Genomic DNA, 17,749 nt, shown 5'->3' with positions numbered 1-17,749 from the left:
GTTTCATGCGTTATGACTTCATCTGCCGCAGCTTGCCGACGATGCCGACCGGGAAGAAATAGACGCTGAGCACAAACAGGATGCCGAGCCAGAGCAACCAGCGGTCGGCATGGAACAGGCCGGGCAGCAGCGGGATGCCGGCGGCTTCCAGCATGCCGCTGAACTGGCCCATCAGCACCTGCAGGTAATTCTGCGCCAGGATGAAGATGGTGGCGCCCAGCACGGCGCCATACAGCGTGCCCATGCCGCCGATCACCACCATCAGCAGGATGTCGATCATGATGGCGAAGCTGAGCGTGGTATCCGGCCCGGTATAGCGCAGCCACAGGGCCATCAGCACGCCGGCCAGCGTGGCCATGCCGGCCGAGAGGCAGTTGGCGATGGAGCGGTAGACCACAACACGATAGCCCAGGGCCTCGGCGCGGAAATCATTCTCGCGGATGGCCTGCAGCACGCGGCCGAAGGGCGAATTCACCACGCGCAAAGCCAGCAGGAACAGGATCAGAGCGGCGAAGAAGATCAGGTAGTAGGTCAGGATGCGGCCATTGATCATCACGCCCAGCACCGGTTCGTCGAACAGGCGGAAGGCCGGGCGCAGCATTTCCGGGATGCGGTAGCTGCGGCCATCCTCGCCGCCGGTGATCTCGTTGAGTTGCGAAGCCAGGATGGCGAAGGCCGAGGCCACCGCCAGCGTGATCATGGCGAAGAAGATTGCCCGCACCCGCAGGGAAAACAGGCCGATCAGCAGAGCCAGCAGCATGGCCAGCACAAGGGCTGCCAGCACGCCCAGCCCCAGCGCACCCCAGCCGGCATTGAAATTGTACATGGCAATCGCCACGCCATAACCGCCAATGCCGTAGAACATCGTATGGGCGAACGACACGATGCCGGTATAGCCCAGCAGCAGATCGTAGCTGGCCACCAGGATCACGAAGACGCAGATCTTGGCGGCGACGTTCAGCGGCTGGCTGCCCGGAAACAGGAAGGGCGCGAAGGCCAGGCTGAACAGCACGATGGCCAGCGCGACCGACAGCGCCTTCGAGCGCGGATAATCGCCGGAGAGGATGCTGTGGATGGGATTGCTCGGCAGCATGATGCGTCCCTCCTCTTACCGCTTGGCCACGGGATAAAGGCCCTGCGGCCGCCATAGCAGGATCAGCACCATCAGCAGGATGCTGGACCCCAACGCCAGCTTGGGCGCCAGGAAGCCGGTGTAATTCGCCACCAGCGCCACTAGGATGGCGCCGACGAAGCAGCCGCCGATAGAGCCGAGGCCGCCGATGATGATGACGATGAAGATCAGCACGTTCACTTCCATGCCCATGCCGGCGGTGAGCGTCTGGCGGTAGAAGGCCCAGAGCACGCCGCCCAGCCCGGCCAGGGCCGAACCAGCGATGAACACGCCGACAAACAGGCGGCGGATCTTGTAGCCCAGGGCTTCCACCATCTCGGCATTCTCCACGCCGGCACGGATCAGCAGCCCAATCTTGGTGCGGTTGAGCATCAGATGCATCAGGCCGAAAACCAGCAGCCCCAGCACCACGGCGATCACGCGGTATTTCTCCATCGCCGCCTCGCCCACCACGATGGCGCCGCGCAGGCCTTCGGGCAGCCGCAGCGGGATCGGGCTAGCCCCCCAGATCACATGGATCATCTGTTCGGCCACGATCATGCCGCCCATGGTGATCAGGATCTGCTTCAGATGCTGGCCATAGACCGGGCGGATCACAACGCGCTCAAAGGCATAGCCCAGGGCGCCGGTCACCAGCATGGCGACCAGGATGCAGGCCAGCAGCACGCCGATATTGAGCCATATATTCGGGCTCTCGACCCAGCCGGTCAGCGGCCCCAGCACCATCAGGCTGACATAGGCGCCGAACGAGATGAACACGCCATGGCCGAAATTCAGCACATCCATCAGGCCGAAAACCAGCGTGAGGCCGGACGCCATCAGGAAGATCATCATGCCCATGGCCAGCGCCGCCACGGTGAGCGTGACCCAGGTGGAGAAACTGCCCACCAGCGGCAGGGCGGCGATGGCCAGGATCGGCACCAGCAGGGCCGGCAGCCAGTCGGTCTTCACCTTGGGCAGCGAAGCGGTTTCGGTGGCGGCGACAGCATTGCTCATTGATGCGCGTCCATGCTCAGGCCCAGCAGTTTCTGCTGCAGCGAGGTGTCTTCAGCCAGTTCGGCCATGGCGCCGCGATGCACGATGCGGCCATCGTCCATCACGGCCACGGCATCGCCCAGCATCTTGGCGGCCATGAAATTCTGCTCTACCAGCAGGATGGTGGCGCCGGTGGATTTCAGTTCGCGGAAGGCCTGGATCATGTTCATGATGATGGCCGGCGCCAGGCCCTTGGTCGGCTCGTCGATCAGCAGCAGCTCGCGCGGCTCGACGATGGCGCGGGCAATCGCCAGCATCTGCTTCTGTCCGCCCGACAGCGTGCCGGCGGCCAGCGACCAGAATTTCTCCAGCGCCGGGAACAGGCCGAAGATCCATTTCAGGCGTTTCGGATCGATCTCGCCGTTGCGGGCGGCCAGGATCATGTTCTCGCGCACGGTGAGGTCGGCGAAGATACCCATATTCTCGGGCACGTAGGCGATGCCTGCTTGAGCGATCTCGGGCGTGGGCAGTTTCGTGATATCGCGGCCATCGAACTGCACATGGCCTTTCGACGCCTGCCACAGGCCCATGATGGTGCGCAGAGTGGTGGTCTTGCCGGCGCCGTTGCGGCCCAGCAGCATGGTGAGCTGGCCGCGCGGCACCACGAGGTCGACGCCGTGCAGGATGTGGTACTGCCCGATATGGGTATGCACGCCTTCCAGGCGCAGGATCGCGTCTTTCATCGCGCGGCCTCCTGTGCGGCTCCCGGCGAGATGCCGAGATAGGCCTCCTGCACCACCGGCGAAGCGATCACCGTGGCCGGCTCGCCATCGGCCACCAGCGCGCCGTTATGCAGCACGATGATGCGGTCGGCCAGGCTGCGCACCACGTCCATCTTGTGCTCGACCAGCAGCACGGTCTTGTCGCCGCGCGCCTTGATGCCCTGGATCAGGTCCAGCACCGTCGGCACTTCATCCACCGACATGCCCGCGGTCGGTTCGTCGAACATGAACACGTCGGGTTCCAGCGCCAGCAGCAGGGCCACCTCCAGCTTGCGCTGGTCGCCATGGGGCAGCGCACCGGCCATGGCGTTGCGCTTGTCGAGCAGCTTCACGGAGTCGAGCAGGCCGTCGGCCTTTTCGATCAGGTCGCGCCGATGGCTCCAGAGCTGCAGCAGCTGCAGGCCGGCGCCGGCGCGCGACTGCACGGCCAGGCGCACGTTTTCCATGACCGTAAGATTGGGGAACAGGTTGGTGAGCTGGAACGCACGCCCCATGCCGCGCTTGGTGCGCGCCGAGGCTGTCAGTCCACTCACATCATGGCCGTGCAGCAGCACGCTGCCGGCGGTCGCCTTGAGCTGACCCGAGATCAGATTGAAATAGGTGGTCTTGCCGGCGCCGTTCGGCCCGACGATGGCGGTCAGCGTGCCGGGATGGAAGGCGCAGCTGACGGCATTCACGGCGACATGGCCGCCGAAGCGGATCGTCAGGTCGCGGGTTTCTAGCGTTGGCGTGGCAGACATCAGACCGGATATGAAAATGGAGACCGGATATGAAAATGGCCGGGACGACAGATCGTCCCGGCCGGTTGGGCAATAATCAGCGCTTGTTGCGGATCGGCAGCGGCATGGCCGATTCCGGGATCACCTGCACGAGCTCGAGCAGGTCGTTCTCGTCCTTGCCGTCCTTCTTGACCCGGAAGTGATACATCTGCTGCATCGCCTGATGATCTTCCTTGCGGAAGAACATGGTGCCCTTCGGCGTGTCGAAGGCCATGCCTTCCATGGCGGCGATCAGCTTGTCGGTGTTGGTGCCGCCGGCCTTCTGGATGGCGGTCAGCGCGGCCGAGGCGGCGGCGAAACCGCCGGCGGTGAAGAAGTCGGGCGGCGTGCCGAACTTCTTCTTGTGCTCGCTCACCAGCCAGTCATTCATCGGGTTCTTCGGGAAATCGTAGTAGTAATAGACGGCGCCTTCCATGCCCGGATACGGCTTGTAGAGCTTCATCACCGGCAGGATGTTGCCGCCCGGCGCGATCTCGATGCCGAAACGCTCCGGCTTCAAGTCTGCGATCTTGGGCAGCGGATGCGGACCGGCCCAGACGATGGCGATGATCTTCTTGCCCGGCTTGTCCTTCAGCGCGTCGAACAGGCGCTGGGCCGAGGCGGTGAAGTCGGTGGTCTGGGTGGGGGCGTATTCCTCGAACACCACCTTCACGTTCGGACGCAGGGTAGCCAGCGCCTCTTTCATCGCCTTGATGCCATCGCGGCCGAAGGCGTAATCCTGCGCCAGGGTAGCCACGTTCACCTCGCCCGAGGTCGGGAAGGACGCGGCGCCGGCATAGGCATCCTGCATCGAGTTACGCGCGGTGCGGAAGATGTATTTGTTCCACTTCTCGCCGGTGATCGCATCGGCCACGGCCGGTTCGACGATCAGGATCTTCTTGTATTCCTCGGCCACCGGCAGCATGGCCAGCGCGGCGCCCGAACCGGTGGTGCCAATGGCGATGTCGACATTGTCGTCGCCATAGGCCTGCTCCAGCAGCGACTTGGCCACGTCGGGCTTGAACTGGTCGTCCTTGACGATCACCTGAATCTTGCGGCCCTGCCAGGTCATGGTGTTCTTGGTCAGATATTCCAGGCCCATCATGAAGCCGGTCTCGGTCTGCTTGGCATAAGCCTCGAGCGGACCGGTCTTGCTGGCGATCAGGGCGATTTTCAGATCGGCGGCCTGCGCGGTCATGGCGCTGCCGGCGATCAGGGCGGTGGCAAAAGCCACCGTCTTCATCACGCGCTGCATTATGTCTCTCCCTTGCGACGGTTGCGGACGAATGGCGATGGAGACGCGACTACAGGCGTGCGTGATGCGCGACATCGTGCTCCTCCCTTTCCTGCGGCCCGGGTGGTCCCGGTGCCGGTAGCGGGCGTTGTCCGCAATGGACGCCCGCCAAACATGACACTTGATTCATGTCTCGACTATTCGTAGCCTTGCGCCATAAGCCCGTCAAGCCGGAATCCAGCGATTTCAGCCGTGGGCGGAGGAAACGACGGATAAACCAAACATGACGGTCGAATCATGTTAAACACCGCCCCGAGAACCAGAAAACGCGCCCTGCCCCTGCCCAAGACCGGCCGGGGCGAGATGACCCGCCGCAAGATTCTGGATGCCGCCAAGCGCGAGATCGGCCGTCGCGGCTTCGCCGAGGCCTCGATCAGCACCATCACGGCCGAGGCCGGAGTCGCCCAGGGCACCTTCTACATCTACTTCCGCAGCAAGGAAGACGTGATGCGCGAGCTGGTCCTGCATATGGGCCGCATGCTGCGCCACCACCTGACCGAGGCCACCGAAGATGCGACGAACCGCATCGAGGCCGAACGACTGGGCCTGCGCGCCTTCCTCGATTTCGTGCGCCGCAATCCCGACCTCTACAAGGTGGTGGAGGAATCGCAGTTCGTCGACGAGAAGGTCTACCGCCAGTACTACACCGAATTCGCAAAATCCTACCGCATCGCCCTGGCGGCGGCCGAGAAGCGCGGCGAGATCACGCCCGGCGGCACCGAGAATGCCACCGAGGTGCGTGCCTGGATGCTGATGGGCATCGCGGTTTTCCTCGGCCAGCGCTATGGCCTGTGGGACCCGAAGGCGCCGCTCGATCCCATCGTCGATGTCGCCACCGCGCTGCTGGCGCATGGCATGGCCGCTCCCAAAGCCCCTGCGCGCTGAATGTCCCTCGCCCGCCTTGATATCGCCGGGCCGGTCGCGCGGCTGACGCTCAATCGACCGGAACGGCATAACAGCCTGGTGCCGGCGCTGGTCGACACGCTAAAACAGGACCTGGCGCGCATCGCCGCCATGCCCGATCTGCGCGCACTGGTGCTGCAGGCCGAAGGCCGCAGTTTTTCCACCGGCGGCGATGTCGGCGGCTTCTTCGCCGTGCCGCGCGGCCAGCGCCGCGCTTATGCCGACGGACTGGTCGGCGGCCTGAACGACTGCATCCTTGCCCTGCTCGACCTGCCGATGCCCGTGCTGGGCCGTATCCAGGGACCGGTCACCGGCGGCTCGCTCGGGTTCCTGCTCGCCTGCGATCTCGCCGCCATCACGCCGCAGGTCTTCATCCAGCCCTACTACACGGAAGTCGGTTTCAGTCCCGATGGCGGCTGGACCGCCCTGCTGCCCACCCGCATCGGCGATGCGGCCGCGCGTGAGATTCAATTACGTAACCGCCGCATTGCTGCCACCGAAATCGTTCAGCTTGGCTTGGCCACCACGCTGGTGGAGCCGGAGGCATTGGATGCCACCATCGACGGATGGCTGGCCGAGGTCGTCGCCAAGCAGCCCGGCGCCATGCGCCGCACCAAAACCAACCTGTTGCCACCCGCACGCCGCGCCGCCATCGCCGCGGCTTTGGAAATGGAAAAACAGTCCTTTCTCGAACAGATCGACAGCGAGGAGGCGCATCACGGCATGGCGCGTTTCCTGGCCAAGTCGGCATAACGGGGGAAACCATGCACAAGGTTTTCGACATCGCGGCACGGCGCGCCGAACTGACGCCGAACCAGACCGCCTTCATCGAACTGGAAAGCGGCCGCACCCTCAGCTATCGCGACCTGGACGACCGCGCCTGCCGCTTCGCCGCCTGGCTCGGCAACAGCGGCGTGGCTGCCGGCGACCGCGTCGCGATCCTTTGCCTGAACAGCGCGACCTTTTTCGAAATCCTGTTCGCCTGCGGCAAGCTGGGCGCGATCCTGGTGCCGCTAAACTGGCGCCAGCCGGCACCGGAACTCGGCCCCGTGGTGCAGGATGCCGCACCGAAACTGTTGATCTTCGATGCCGACAATGCCGCCGTGGCCGACGAACTGGCGCGGGTCTACGACCTCGACCTGCTGTCCTATGCGGAATACGAAACCGCCATCGCCGCCACGGCACCGGCGGCCTTCGATACCTACTGGGCCAGCGACCGCGTCTGGTACATGCTCTATACCTCGGGCACCACGGGCAAGCCCAAGGCCGTGATCCAGACACCGGGCATGGCCTATGCCAATGCCATCAATATCGGCCAGGCCATCGACCTGACCTCGACCGAGACGACGCTGAATTTCCTGCCGCTGTTCCACACGGCCGGCATCAACCTGCATACCCTGCCGGTGCTGCTGCATGGCGGCATTGTACGGGTACTCAAGAAATTCGAGATCGATCCGGTGATGGCCGCCCTACAGAAGGGCGACTGCACCGCCTTCTTCGGCGTGCCGGCGATCTATCAGGCGATCAGCCTGCATAAGGATTTCGGCAGGGCCGATTTCTCCAAGGTGCGCTCCTGGGGTTGCGGCGGTGCGCCGCTGCCGGCCACGCTGATCGCGCAATTCGCCGCGCGCGGCGTGAAAGTCTGCAACGGCATGGGCATGACCGAAACCGGCCCGACGGTATTCCTGATGGATACCGCCCATGCCGAAGCCAAGATCGGTTCAGTGGGCAAGCCGCAGATCCTGGCCGAGGTGCGCGTCGTCGACCTGGACGACAATCCCCTGCCCGCCAACGAGGCCGGCGAATTGCAGATCCGCGGCCCCGGCGTCACGCCGGGCTACTGGAACAATGAGGCCGCGACGAAAGCAGCCTTCACGCGCGACGGCTGGCTCAAGACCGGCGACGTGGCCAGGCGCGACGAGGATGCCTATTACTACATCGTCGACCGCATCAAGGACATGTACATCTCGGGCGGCGAAAACGTCTATCCGGCCGAAGTCGAAATCGTGATCTACAAATTCCCCGGCGTGCTGGAATGCGCCGTGCTGGGCGTACCGGACGAGAAATGGGGCGAGGTCGGCCGCGCCTGCGTGCTGCCGCAGCCCGGCGCCAGCATCGATGCGGAAGCCCTGCGCGCCTTCTGCCGGCAGAACCTCGCCGCCTACAAGGTGCCGAAATACATCGACATCGTCGAAGATTTCCCGCGCACCGCCGCCGGCAAGATCCAGAAACACGTGCTGCGCAGCCGCGCAGCCGGAAAGTGAGTGCCATGCCCTCGATCAGCCATGACCGCATTCTGACCCAGGCCGAGTTCGACCTCTTCGCCAAAGTCAGCGGCGACAATAACCCGATCCATGTCGACCCGGATTTCTCGGCCCGCACGCGCTTCGGCCGTACCGTCAGCCACGGCATGCTGCTCTACTCCGTTTTGTGGGGCCTGCTGCAGAAACAGCATCCGGGCGCCCGCCAGATCAGCCACAGCATGATGTTCCCCAACCCCGCCTATGCGGGCGAGGCCCTGCGTTTCAAACTGGATGAAACCGCCGCCGGCGATGGCCGGCGCAGCTATGCCGCGAAAGTCACCCGCGTCGCCGATGGCGCCGTGGTGCTGGACGGCCAGACGGAGATCGCCCTGCCATGACCGACGCTCCCGCTATCCTGAAGGGCATGCGCGTCGGCGACCATGCCAGCGTCACCCGCAGTTTCTCGGCCGACAACCTGCGGCAGTTCCAGCAACTCGCCGCCCATGACGGCGCGACATTGCAGGCCGTGCCCGAGCCGCTGATCGGCGCGCTGTTCTCCTACCTGCTTGGTGTCGAGCTGCCGGGCTTCGGCACCAATTACCTGAAACAGGAAATGAGTTTCGAGCAGCCGGCCCCGGTCGGACAGCCGCTGACGGCAAAGGTCGAGATCACCCGCCTGCGGCCTGACAAGCATCTGGTCGATCTGGCCACCACCTGCACCGATGCGGCCGGCACCGTGATCTGTCGTGGCCGTGCGCTTGTGCTGGCCCAGGATGTCGGCGCTTAAGGATCGCATGATGTATGTCGCCGAAACCGGTGCCGCAAACGGACGCCCGCTGGTTTTCCTGCATGGCTGGGCCGCCCATGGCGGCTATTTCGCGCCGCAGGTCGCCGCCTTCGGCGAACGGCATCGCATCCTGCTGCCCGACCTGCCCGGCCATCGCCACAGCCTGGCGACACCGGCGGACATGACGATTCCTTATCTGGCCGACCAGCTTCATGCCATGTTCAGCGCTCACGACCTGCACGGCGCCGTGCTGGTCGGCTGGTCGATGGGTGCCATGGTGGCCTTCGACTACATCGGCCGCTATGGCAGCGCCCTGCTGGCCGGCCTGGTGGTCGAGGACATGACGCCGCGCATCCTCAACGACCGCGAATGGCATTTCGGTATCCGCAATGGCTTCGACCAGGCCCAGAGCGAAGCCGCCATGCAGATGATGCGCACCGACTGGGAAACCTATGCCCATAACGCCCTGCCGCATCTGTTCGCGCGCGACAGCCGGATCGACCCGGCGCTGGTGCAGTGGGTCGGCGAGGAGATGGTCCGCAACGATGGCACGACGATGGCGGCGCTGTGGGATTCGATGGCGCAGCAGGATTACCGCTGGCTGCTGCCGCAGCTGGAACTGCCGGTTCTGATCCTGCATGGCAGCGAGAGCCAGCTTTACGAGCCGGCGGTAAGCCAGTGGCTGGCGGCCAATATCACTGGCGCGCGACGGCTATGCCTGGACGGGGCCGGCCATTCGCCGCATCTGGAAATGCCGGATGCCTTCAATGGTGAGCTGACGAAATTTCTCGCGCGGCTCTGAACCGCGCCCGCAACCATAGGACCAGCGGCAGGAGCCAGATGGCGATCGTAAGAGTCGCCAGGATGCCCGCAATCGGGCGGCTGACGAAACCGACCGGATCGCCCAGCGTCTTCTGCATGGAATTGAGGAAGTTCTCTTCCAGCATCGGACCCAGCACCAGCCCTAGGATGACCGGCGCAATGGGGAAATTGTTCTCCTCCATCACATAGGCAATCACGCCCAGCGCCAGCATGGTCACGATGCCGAAGACCGTGTTGTTGCTGGCGAAGGCCCCAACGATACAGAACAGCAGGATGATCGGCATCAGCACCGGACGTGGCACGCTGAGCAGGCGTCCGGCACTCTTGATCGCGACCCAGCCAAGCGGCAGCAGCAGGATATTGGCCAGGATAAAGGCGACAAATACGCCATACAGCATGTCGGGATTGTTCATGAAGATCATCGGACCGGGCGTCAGGCCCTTCATGAACATAACGCCGATGGCGATTGCCGTGATGGAATCGCCGGGAATGCCGAAGACAAGGGCAGGTATCCAAGCGCCGCCCAGGGCGGCATTGTTCGCCGCGCCCGCCTCAACCACGCCCTCGACATGACCGGTCCCGTATTTCTCGGGTTCCTTTGAAAGTTTCTTCGAAGTGGCGTAAGTGACCCAGGCGGCAATATCGGCGCCGGCACCCGGCATGGCGCCGATCACCGTGCCCAGCAGGCTGCCGCGCAGCAGGTTCCGCCAGTAGCGGGCCAGCAAAGCACCCTGCTGGCGGAAGATGTTGCCGATGCGTCGCTGCGCCACGCTGAGCCTGGCCCGGTCGGACAATATGTAGCGCAACAGTTCGGGCAGCGCGAACATGCCGATCAGCGCGGGGATCAGCGGTACGCCGCCGGTGAGTTCCAGGTTGCCGAAGGTGAAACGCGGATGGCCGCCGCTGGCGCCGATGCCGATGCTGGACAGCAGCAATCCGAGCAGCAGTGCGACCAGTCCTTTCAGCGGCGATGCCGGCGCGATGAAGGCCGCACAGGTCAGCCCCAGCAGCGCGAGCCAGAAATACTCGAAGGACGAGAAATTGAGGGCGAATTCGGCCAGCAGCGGCGCACCGGTGATCAGGATGGCGATGCCGAACAATCCGCCGATGGCGCTGAAAACCAGCCCCGCGCCCAGCACAAGCTCGCCCTGCCCTTTCTGCGTCATGCGATAGGCTTCGTCGGCATAGGCCGCCGAGGCCGGCGTGCCCGGAATCCGCAGCAGCGCGCCGGGAATGTCGCCCGCGAAAATCGCCATGGCCGTGCAACTGACAATCGCCGCAATCGCCGGCACCGGTGGCATGAAGAAGGTGACCGGCACCAGCAGGGCCGTCGCCATCGTCGCCGAAAGCCCCGGCATGGCGCCGACGAACAGGCCGAATATCGAAGACAGCAGAATCACCCACAGCACGTCGGGCTGGAGGATCAGGTCGAGCGCGGCCAGAAGTGCTGTCATGGCTTCACCACAACAGACCGGTCAGCACGCCGCCCGGCAGGGGCACCAGCAACAGGCGGGCGAACAGCAGCCAGATCACGATCACGGCGCCGAGACTGAACCCCACGGCATATAAGGGCCGCACCCCGAGATAGAGCATGAAGACCAGCGTCACTGCCATGCCGGCCAGATGGAAACCGAGCATGTCGTCCAGCAGGGTATAGGCGACGACGCAGGCCAGCATCAGCATGGCGCCCATCCAGCGGCCCGGCATGCGCATCCAGGGCGACAGAACAACCAGTGCCGCGCCCTGGCGCAGCGCGACAATGCCGCGCAGGATCAGCAAAACGGCACAGATGCCAAGCCCCGCCGCCAGGACCTGCGGGAAAAAGGCCGGGCCATAGGCCGTGCCGGGCATCTTCGGGAAGCCGGCAGCATGAAAGCCGATGAACAGGCTGAGGCCGAACAGGAGGATTCCGAAAATGGCATCATTGATGCGCATGGCGCGAGACTCCGCGTCAGAAAGCATACGCTGGGAGCATGTCCTGGCTGCCGCTCAAGCAGCCAGGACATCCGATCCTCTCCGACGTCAGGACGCTTTCGACAGGCCGATGGCCTTCAGCACCTTGCCGCTGTCGGCTTCCGATTCATCCATGAACTTGGCGAAATCGGGTCCCGCCCTCCACATCAGGCCAAAGCCGCGCTCGGTCATGAATTTGCGGAATTCTTCGCTCTTGTGGATCTTCTCCATCGCGGCGACCAGCTTGCTCGTGGCCTCCGCCGGCATGCCCTTCGGTCCGCCGATGCCACGCCAGGCGCCGGCCAGCACGTCGACGCCCAAGGCTTCCTTTGCCGTCGGTACGTTCGGATAGGCCGGCAGGCGCTGGTCTCCCGCCACGGCCATCGCCCGGATGCGGCCGGCATCCAGCAATGCCTTCGCCTCGGGCAGCGAGCACGGCACGATATCGGTGCCACCCGCCAGCAATTCCTGCAGGGCCGGTGCGGCACCCTGGCTCGGGATCCAGTTGAACTGCCCCGGATCGACGCCCGCCTTCAGAAGGATCGAGCCGAATGCCATGTGCCAGGCGCCGCCAATCGCCGAGCCGGAGGCCAGCTTGTAAACCTTCGGATTGGCCTTCAGCGCCGCCACGACTTCCTTGGCATTCTTGAACGGCGAATTGTTGGACACATAGAAGGCGCCGGGATCGAAATTGTAGAGCGCGATGGGCGTGAAATCCTTCGAACCCGACAGGTTCGACTGCCCAAGCCATTTGAAGGTACCGATCTCGATGGTGATCACACCGATGGTGTAGCCATCGGCCGGTGCCTGGGCGATGGCTGCGTGGCCGACCACGCCGCCGCCGCCAGTGCGGTTCACGACATTGAAGGGTTTCTTGAACTCGTCCTGCAACATCTTGGCGATGATGCGTCCGGTGGCATCGGTACCGCCGCCGGCGGCCCAGGGCACAATCACCTGTACCGGCCGCTCCGGCCATGCGGCAAAGGCTGCTGCCGCCGAAAAAATGGTTACTGCGCCGGCGACCGCGCCGGCAAACACCGCTTTCAAGCCACGCATCGGGCTACCCTCCTGCTGGTTCGCGTTTCCTCGTCCAGCCGGCGCATCATGGTGACGTGCGATCCGTGCGGACTACGCCACTATCTCCCATCTGATATGTCAGGGCAACGCGCAAAAATGCTTGTGCGATGCGGCATTTCGCCGATCACTTGTATCGCGGAATGACAAGTGGGGCGTTTCAGACCACGCCGTGCTGGCGCACATCCAGCCGCACGATCGCCTGTTCCAGCGCCTCGCGGTCGGTCAGGTAATAGGTCTTGTCCTTGCGGGTCATCTGGCCGCCATGCAGCAGGTTGGCCAGCACGCGCGCCACGGTTTCGCGCGTGGTGGCGGCGCGACGGGCGATCTCGTGCTGCTTGGGCATGGGATAGATCAGCCAGCCGCTGGCGTTGAGCGGATCGCGCCGCGCCAGCTTCAGCAATTCCCGATACACGCGCTGAATGGCACCCAGCGTCGCCAGATCCATGATGCGTTCGTTGTTGGCGCGGATGATGGCGGTCAGCCGCCGCATCACCTTCAGCGCCACGGCCGGTTCGCGCGCCAGCAGCGCCTCGAAGGCCTTGGGCGGCATGGTGGCCAGCCGGCAGGCGGTCTGCGCCACCACGCTCGCGGAACGGCGTTCGCCGTCGATGGCGGCGATTTCGCCGAAATAGCTGCCTGAGGAAACCAGCGCATAGGAAATCTCGCGGCCGTTGCCTGAGAAATTCACCACCTCGACCGTGCCCTCCACCACGAAATACACATCGCGGCTGTCGCTGTTACGGTCGAGGATCTGTTCATGGGAGGCAAAGCGGCGCCACTGGCAGGCGCGCTCGACGTCGGCGCGCGCCGCCGGGCTCAGGTCGCTGAGCAGGTCTATTTTCTCCAGGCTGTCGGGGGCCGATAACGCGGCGCCCCGGCCCTTGCCGGTGGTCTTGACGGTTTCTTCGGCCATTGGATCCCCCATGCCGCAAAAATCGGCGGCAAACGGCCGGGGTAGCCAGCCTAGCGGGCGGCCCGCCCCAATGCCGCAAACAGATTGAGCAGCATCTGCTTGCGGTCGAGATTGACCGATTCCCCGCGATCGAGCAAGCGACCGAACTGTTCCCAGTCCTCGGCCCAGCGTTCCGGACCCTGCCAACTGGCGAGTCGGCGGGCCAGGGCCGTCTCGCCGGGAAAGATTTCCGCCCAGCCGGTGCCGCCGATCCGGTCGGCGGCGGCGGCGCGGGCCAGCCGTGCCAGCCACCAGCGGAACAGTTCCGTCATCAGGTGGAAACCCGCCCCGCTCTTGTCGCGATTGATGGCATCGCCGAAGGCGTGCAGCTTGGCGATATCGGGCTTGGGCAACTGCCCAACCATGTCGAGCAGGCCATGTAGCAGTTTCAGCCCGCCCTGTGCCGCCAGCATCACGGCCCGGCCCGGCGAGCCCTCGGCCAGCACCGCAAGCCCGCGCCGTTCGGCGGCGTCGAGGTCGGGCAGCAGGCGGTCCAGTGCCGGCAGCAAGGCCGCGTCGTCCAGTGGCTTGAGCGCCAGACGGCGGCAGCGCGAGCGGATGGTCGGCAGCAGGCCGCCCGGCGCATGGGTGATCAGCAGCAGGATGGCGTTCGGCGGCGGCTCTTCCAGGATCTTCAGCAGCGCATTCGCCGCGTTCACGTTCATGTCGTCGGCCGCGTCGACGATGCAGACGCGATAGCCGCCCTCGGCCGCCGTCATGCCGAAGCGTTCGTTCACCGCGCGCACATCCTGCACCACGATGTCGCCGCGCCAGCGTTCGGCCTTGTCGTCCCAGCTGCGCTCCACGGTGATCAGGTCGGCATGGCCCGCGCTGGCAATGCGGTGGAACACCGGATGCTCTTCCGCGATGGCCAGCGTGTCGGGCAGCGCCGGCGCATCGCCGAACAGGCTGGGGCCGCTGTCCATGGCGGAAGCCGGACCATGGGCCAGCAGGAACCGCGCGAAGCGGAAGGCCAGCGTCGATTTGCCAACGCCGCGCGGCCCGGTGATCAGCCAGGCATGGGGCAGCCGACCCGAGGCCCAGGCCTCCAGCAGCGCCTTCTCGGCTGCGGCATGGCCAAACAGCACGGAAGCATGGCGCGGCCCCCAGGTCGCGGCCTGTTGCGGATCGTGACCACTCATGGCTTGAGACTAAACTGCGCCACCACGGCCTGCCAGAGCGCCACGGCGACGCTCTCCACGTCGCGGTCCGCATCGATCAGGCGGCAGCGCTGCGGCTCGCGCGCGGCGATGTCGCGGAACGCGCCGCGCAGTTTTTCATGGAACTCGCGGCCCATGCGCTCGTAGCGATCCTCGGCGGCAGCCAAGCCTTGTACATTCTGGCCTTGCATGCGCTGCTTCGCCCGGGCAAGCCCGGTTTCCACCGGCAGGTCGAGCACCAGCGTGAGGTCCGGGGCGAAATCGTCCAGCACAAGTCTGTGCAGCGCCGCCACCGCCTCGCGCCCCACCGCACCGGCATAACCCTGATAGGCCATGGTGGAATCGGCGAAGCGGTCGGAGATCACCCAGACACCCCGGCGCAGCGCCGGCTTCACGGTCTTTTCGACATGGGCGCGACGCGCGGCGTAATGCAGCAGGGTTTCGGTCATCGCGTCCCAGCGCTCGGGATCGCCGGTCACCAGCAGGCTGCGGATCGCTTCGGCGCCAGCCGTGCCGCCGGGCTCGCGGGTCAGCAGGGTTTCTATGCCACGCTCTGCCAGCCGGTCGGCCAGCAGCCTGATCTGGGTGGATTTGCCGGCGCCCTCGCCGCCTTCCAGGGTGATGAACCGCCCGGGAAAGGTGGCGCTCACTGCTTCTTCGCGCCCCACAGCAGATAGCTGATCGCCGCGCCGATGCGACCGGTGAAGCCGAGTTGCTGCACATCCGCGCCGGCCACCAGCGGCAATTCGGCCAGTGCGCCTTCCTTGTTAGTGACAGTGAGCGTCGCCACCGGGGTGCCCTTGACGATGGGTGCCGGGATCGGGTTGTCGTAGGATACCGTTACCTTGACGTTATTTTTGCTCTGCCGCGGCAGGGTCAGGGTCAGGTTGCGGTCGATGATCAGCGGAATACGCGGGGCATCGCCAAGCCAGACATCGGCCTCGTCCACCACCGCACCGGCGCTGAACAGCTTGTAATTGTCGAACTGGCTGAAACCGAGTTCCAGCAGGCGCTCGGACTCGCGCGAGCGCTCGTTCATGCTCTTCAGGCCGTTCACCACCAGAATCAGGCGGCGGTCGCCGCGCTTGGCCGACGCGGTCAGGCCATAACCGGCCGCCTCGGTATGGCCGGTCTTCAGGCCGTCGGCGCCAATATCCTTGTAAAGCAGCGGATTGCGGTTGCCCTGGGTGATCGGCTTCTTGGATACCTGGTCCACGCCGTAGGTGAACTCCTTCTCGGCGTAGAAATGATAGAATTGCGGGTGATGCCGGATGATCTGCTTGGCCAGGATGGCCAAGTCGCGCGCCGTGGTCAGGTGCTGCGGATCGGGCCAGCCCGAGGCGTTGCGGAAGGTGCTGTTCTTCAGGCCGAGTTCGCGGGCGCGGTCGGTCATCATTTCGGCAAACCGCTCCTCGGTGCCGGCAATGCCTTCGGCCAGCACGATGCAAGCATCGTTGCCCGACTGCACGATCACGCCGCGCAGCAGGTCTTCCACCTTCACCCGTCCGCCCAGCGGCACGAACATCTTGGAGCCCTGGATGCGCCAGGCCTTTTCGCTGACCGGCAGCATGTCGTCCATGCGCAGCTTGCCGGCGGCCAGCTGCTCGAACACCATGAAGGCCGTCATCAGCTTGGACATCGACGAGGGCGGCATCAGCTCTTCGGAATTCTTCTCGAAGATCACGGTGTCGGTATCGGCATCGATCAGGATCATCTGCCGCGCCACCGTTTCGACCTGCCCCAGCTGGGCAACGGCCGGACGGGCAAGACCCGCCAGCATCAGTCCGGCGAGGAAAACAGCGGCAATCTTATTCAACGACGATACGCGCATTGGTCTGTCCGTTACTGATCACTTGCTGCAGGGCCTGGTCGGCGGCGGCCACCTGGTTATAGGGCCCCAGCCGCACGCGGAAGAATTCCTGCTTGTTGACGAAGGTCGATGACACGTTGGCGGGGCCGATCAGTGACATCTGCGCGGCGAGCTTGTGGGCGTTTTCGTGCAGGGTGAAGGCCCCCACCTGCACATAGATCTGGCCGCCGCGGGCGGGGCCGACCTCCACCTTCTGCTGTTTCAGGTCGGTGGATGCGGCGTCGGTCGAGGTGGTCGCCGCAGCGCCCTCGGCCGGTCGCTGCGCGGCCAGGATCTGCATCGGCGACGGCTGGCCTTCCGCCGGCTTGGCCACTTCTGCGCTTTTGCCCTTCACGCCGGGCGGCGGCGGCAATGCCTCAGTCGAAACGCCACCCCGCGGCGCGGCTGCGGGACGCTCGTCGCCGCCAACGCTGCGCGAAGCCACCATGGTCGGCGCGGCCTCGCCGCCCATCGGCGCCGGACCGATATACTGCACCCGCACCTTCGCAGTGCCCTGACGCTCATACCCCAGCAACTGGGCCGAACGCCGCGACAGGTCGATGATGCGGTTATTCGCATACGGCCCACGGTCGTTCATGCGCACGACGATCGAGCGGCCATTCTCCAGATTGGTGACGCGCACCAGCGATGGCATCGGCAGCGTCGGATGCGCCGCCGTCACCTCGTTCATGTCGAAGACTTCGCCATTGGCGGTGGCCTTGCCGTGGAATTGCTCGCCATACCACGAGCCGATGCCGGTCTCGTCGTAATTCGGGTCTTCCTTCGGGTAATACCAGACGCCGTTGATCTGATAGGGATTGCCGACCTTGTAGATGCCGCCCTTGCCCGGGCCGGAGGATTGGCCGGGTTCACCGCGCATCACCGATTTGGCGGCATGGTTGAACAGGGTGGTCTCGGCGCAGCCGGCCAGACCGAAGCTGGCGGCCAGGAGTAGGACAGCCAGCCGGGCACGCGCCGACCAGGCGCCGGGCGACTGGGCGCGCGATACCCCGGCGGTTCGGGACTCCCCCCGACCCCCCAGGATCAAGCAAGGGATGGCGT

At 65.0% G+C, this 17,749-nt stretch carries 19 protein-coding genes; 6 read left to right on the top strand and 13 right to left on the bottom strand.

All coding sequences use genetic code 11. The features are described from left to right. Positions 1-10: 10 nt before the first annotated feature. From ACK4FJ_RS14445 to ACK4FJ_RS14425, 5 genes are all read right to left on the bottom strand, one after another. The gene (locus ACK4FJ_RS14445; protein WP_409767420.1) at positions 11-1,093 is read right to left on the bottom strand and encodes a branched-chain amino acid ABC transporter permease; all 1,083 of its coding nucleotides are present in this window, start codon (positions 1,091-1,093) and stop codon (positions 11-13) included. Between the two features lie 15 nt (positions 1,094-1,108). Continuing rightward, entirely contained in the window at positions 1,109-2,128 is a 1,020-nt protein-coding gene (locus ACK4FJ_RS14440) for a branched-chain amino acid ABC transporter permease (protein ID WP_409767419.1), read from the bottom strand. Then, on the bottom strand, positions 2,125-2,850 hold the full coding sequence (locus ACK4FJ_RS14435) for an ABC transporter ATP-binding protein (RefSeq protein ID WP_409767418.1): 726 nt from the start codon (positions 2,848-2,850) through the stop codon (positions 2,125-2,127). Before ACK4FJ_RS14435 ends, ACK4FJ_RS14440 begins: the two co-directional genes overlap by 4 nt. Then, the gene (locus ACK4FJ_RS14430; RefSeq protein WP_409767417.1) at positions 2,847-3,629 is read right to left on the bottom strand and encodes an ABC transporter ATP-binding protein; all 783 of its coding nucleotides are present in this window, start codon (positions 3,627-3,629) and stop codon (positions 2,847-2,849) included. Before ACK4FJ_RS14430 ends, ACK4FJ_RS14435 begins: the two co-directional genes overlap by 4 nt. A gap of 76 nt (positions 3,630-3,705) precedes the next feature. Next, positions 3,706-4,902, bottom strand: a complete 1,197-nt coding sequence (locus tag ACK4FJ_RS14425) for a substrate-binding domain-containing protein (protein WP_409767416.1) — start codon at positions 4,900-4,902, stop codon at positions 3,706-3,708. A gap of 276 nt (positions 4,903-5,178) precedes the next feature. Here ACK4FJ_RS14425 and ACK4FJ_RS14420 point away from each other — a divergent pair, with 276 nt between their 5' ends. From ACK4FJ_RS14420 to ACK4FJ_RS14395, 6 genes are read left to right on the top strand one after another with little or no spacing between them, the layout of a single operon-like run. Continuing rightward, positions 5,179-5,826, top strand: a complete 648-nt coding sequence (locus ACK4FJ_RS14420) for a TetR/AcrR family transcriptional regulator (protein WP_409767415.1) — start codon at positions 5,179-5,181, stop codon at positions 5,824-5,826. Next, entirely contained in the window at positions 5,827-6,597 is a 771-nt protein-coding gene (locus ACK4FJ_RS14415; RefSeq protein ID WP_409767414.1) for an enoyl-CoA hydratase/isomerase family protein, read from the top strand. An 11-nt stretch (positions 6,598-6,608) separates the two neighbouring features. After that, entirely contained in the window at positions 6,609-8,108 is a 1,500-nt protein-coding gene (locus ACK4FJ_RS14410; RefSeq protein WP_409767413.1) for an acyl-CoA synthetase, read from the top strand. A 5-nt stretch (positions 8,109-8,113) separates the two neighbouring features. Continuing rightward, a complete protein-coding gene (locus ACK4FJ_RS14405; RefSeq protein WP_409767412.1) occupies positions 8,114-8,485 on the top strand; it encodes a MaoC/PaaZ C-terminal domain-containing protein in 372 nt (123 codons plus the stop codon). Continuing rightward, positions 8,482-8,874: a hypothetical protein gene (locus ACK4FJ_RS14400; protein ID WP_409767411.1), complete on the top strand. Its 393-nt coding sequence runs from the start codon at positions 8,482-8,484 to the stop codon at positions 8,872-8,874. Before ACK4FJ_RS14405 ends, ACK4FJ_RS14400 begins: the two co-directional genes overlap by 4 nt. Continuing rightward, positions 8,861-9,676: an alpha/beta fold hydrolase gene (locus ACK4FJ_RS14395; protein WP_409767410.1), complete on the top strand. Its 816-nt coding sequence runs from the start codon at positions 8,861-8,863 to the stop codon at positions 9,674-9,676. Before ACK4FJ_RS14400 ends, ACK4FJ_RS14395 begins: the two co-directional genes overlap by 14 nt. On the opposite strand, the gene ACK4FJ_RS14390 is transcribed toward ACK4FJ_RS14395, so the two are convergent. The 8 genes from ACK4FJ_RS14390 to ACK4FJ_RS14355 form a co-directional block, all read right to left on the bottom strand. After that, positions 9,639-11,150 carry a tripartite tricarboxylate transporter permease gene (locus tag ACK4FJ_RS14390; protein ID WP_409767409.1) on the bottom strand — a complete coding sequence of 504 codons (1,512 nt, stop codon included), beginning with the start codon at positions 11,148-11,150 and terminating at the stop codon, positions 9,639-9,641. The two genes, ACK4FJ_RS14395 and ACK4FJ_RS14390, sit on opposite strands and share 38 nt — an antisense overlap. Positions 11,151-11,154: 4 nt before the next feature. Then, the gene (locus ACK4FJ_RS14385; protein WP_409767408.1) at positions 11,155-11,631 is read right to left on the bottom strand and encodes a tripartite tricarboxylate transporter TctB family protein; all 477 of its coding nucleotides are present in this window, start codon (positions 11,629-11,631) and stop codon (positions 11,155-11,157) included. Positions 11,632-11,718: 87 nt separating this feature from the next. Beyond that, on the bottom strand, positions 11,719-12,705 hold the full coding sequence (locus ACK4FJ_RS14380; protein WP_409767407.1) for a tripartite tricarboxylate transporter substrate binding protein: 987 nt from the start codon (positions 12,703-12,705) through the stop codon (positions 11,719-11,721). A 178-nt stretch (positions 12,706-12,883) separates the two neighbouring features. Beyond that, the gene (locus ACK4FJ_RS14375) at positions 12,884-13,639 is read right to left on the bottom strand and encodes a Crp/Fnr family transcriptional regulator (RefSeq protein ID WP_409767406.1); all 756 of its coding nucleotides are present in this window, start codon (positions 13,637-13,639) and stop codon (positions 12,884-12,886) included. A 50-nt stretch (positions 13,640-13,689) separates the two neighbouring features. After that, positions 13,690-14,820, bottom strand: a complete 1,131-nt coding sequence (locus tag ACK4FJ_RS14370; RefSeq protein ID WP_409767405.1) for a DNA polymerase III subunit delta' — start codon at positions 14,818-14,820, stop codon at positions 13,690-13,692. Further along, positions 14,817-15,488, bottom strand: a complete 672-nt coding sequence (gene tmk, locus ACK4FJ_RS14365) for a dTMP kinase (protein ID WP_409767404.1) — start codon at positions 15,486-15,488, stop codon at positions 14,817-14,819. The genes ACK4FJ_RS14370 and tmk overlap by 4 nt, the downstream gene beginning before the upstream one ends. Beyond that, the gene (locus ACK4FJ_RS14360) at positions 15,485-16,654 is read right to left on the bottom strand and encodes a D-alanyl-D-alanine carboxypeptidase family protein (protein ID WP_409767403.1); all 1,170 of its coding nucleotides are present in this window, start codon (positions 16,652-16,654) and stop codon (positions 15,485-15,487) included. The genes tmk and ACK4FJ_RS14360 overlap by 4 nt, the downstream gene beginning before the upstream one ends. Continuing rightward, positions 16,647-17,735, bottom strand: coding sequence for a septal ring lytic transglycosylase RlpA family protein (locus ACK4FJ_RS14355; protein WP_409767402.1), 1,089 nt, complete (start codon positions 17,733-17,735; stop codon positions 16,647-16,649). Before ACK4FJ_RS14355 ends, ACK4FJ_RS14360 begins: the two co-directional genes overlap by 8 nt. Between the last annotated feature and the right edge of the window lie 14 nt (positions 17,736-17,749).

Source organism: Ferrovibrio sp., assembly GCF_046297595.1.
Taxonomy (GTDB): Bacteria; Pseudomonadota; Alphaproteobacteria; order Ferrovibrionales; family Ferrovibrionaceae; genus Ferrovibrio.
This window is presented reverse-complemented; position numbering and strand designations above follow the sequence as displayed.

Bases quoted from the DNA above. Each gene is read 5' to 3' on its own strand.
- ACK4FJ_RS14445 (WP_409767420.1), bottom strand. From the start codon at position 1,093: ATGCTGCCGAGCAATCCCATCCACAGCATCCTCTCCGGCGATTATCCG.
- ACK4FJ_RS14440 (WP_409767419.1), bottom strand. From the start codon at position 2,128: ATGAGCAATGCTGTCGCCGCCACCGAAACCGCTTCGCTGCCCAAGGTG.
- ACK4FJ_RS14435 (WP_409767418.1), bottom strand. From the start codon at position 2,850: ATGAAAGACGCGATCCTGCGCCTGGAAGGCGTGCATACCCATATCGGG.
- ACK4FJ_RS14430 (WP_409767417.1), bottom strand. From the start codon at position 3,629: ATGTCTGCCACGCCAACGCTAGAAACCCGCGACCTGACGATCCGCTTC.
- ACK4FJ_RS14425 (WP_409767416.1), bottom strand. From the start codon at position 4,902: ATGCAGCGCGTGATGAAGACGGTGGCTTTTGCCACCGCCCTGATCGCC.
- ACK4FJ_RS14420 (WP_409767415.1), top strand. From the start codon at position 5,179: ATGTTAAACACCGCCCCGAGAACCAGAAAACGCGCCCTGCCCCTGCCC.
- ACK4FJ_RS14415 (WP_409767414.1), top strand. From the start codon at position 5,827: ATGTCCCTCGCCCGCCTTGATATCGCCGGGCCGGTCGCGCGGCTGACG.
- ACK4FJ_RS14410 (WP_409767413.1), top strand. From the start codon at position 6,609: ATGCACAAGGTTTTCGACATCGCGGCACGGCGCGCCGAACTGACGCCG.
- ACK4FJ_RS14405 (WP_409767412.1), top strand. From the start codon at position 8,114: ATGCCCTCGATCAGCCATGACCGCATTCTGACCCAGGCCGAGTTCGAC.
- ACK4FJ_RS14400 (WP_409767411.1), top strand. From the start codon at position 8,482: ATGACCGACGCTCCCGCTATCCTGAAGGGCATGCGCGTCGGCGACCAT.
- ACK4FJ_RS14395 (WP_409767410.1), top strand. From the start codon at position 8,861: ATGTCGGCGCTTAAGGATCGCATGATGTATGTCGCCGAAACCGGTGCC.
- ACK4FJ_RS14390 (WP_409767409.1), bottom strand. From the start codon at position 11,150: ATGACAGCACTTCTGGCCGCGCTCGACCTGATCCTCCAGCCCGACGTG.
- ACK4FJ_RS14385 (WP_409767408.1), bottom strand. From the start codon at position 11,631: ATGCGCATCAATGATGCCATTTTCGGAATCCTCCTGTTCGGCCTCAGC.
- ACK4FJ_RS14380 (WP_409767407.1), bottom strand. From the start codon at position 12,705: ATGCGTGGCTTGAAAGCGGTGTTTGCCGGCGCGGTCGCCGGCGCAGTA.
- ACK4FJ_RS14375 (WP_409767406.1), bottom strand. From the start codon at position 13,639: ATGGCCGAAGAAACCGTCAAGACCACCGGCAAGGGCCGGGGCGCCGCG.
- ACK4FJ_RS14370 (WP_409767405.1), bottom strand. From the start codon at position 14,820: ATGAGTGGTCACGATCCGCAACAGGCCGCGACCTGGGGGCCGCGCCAT.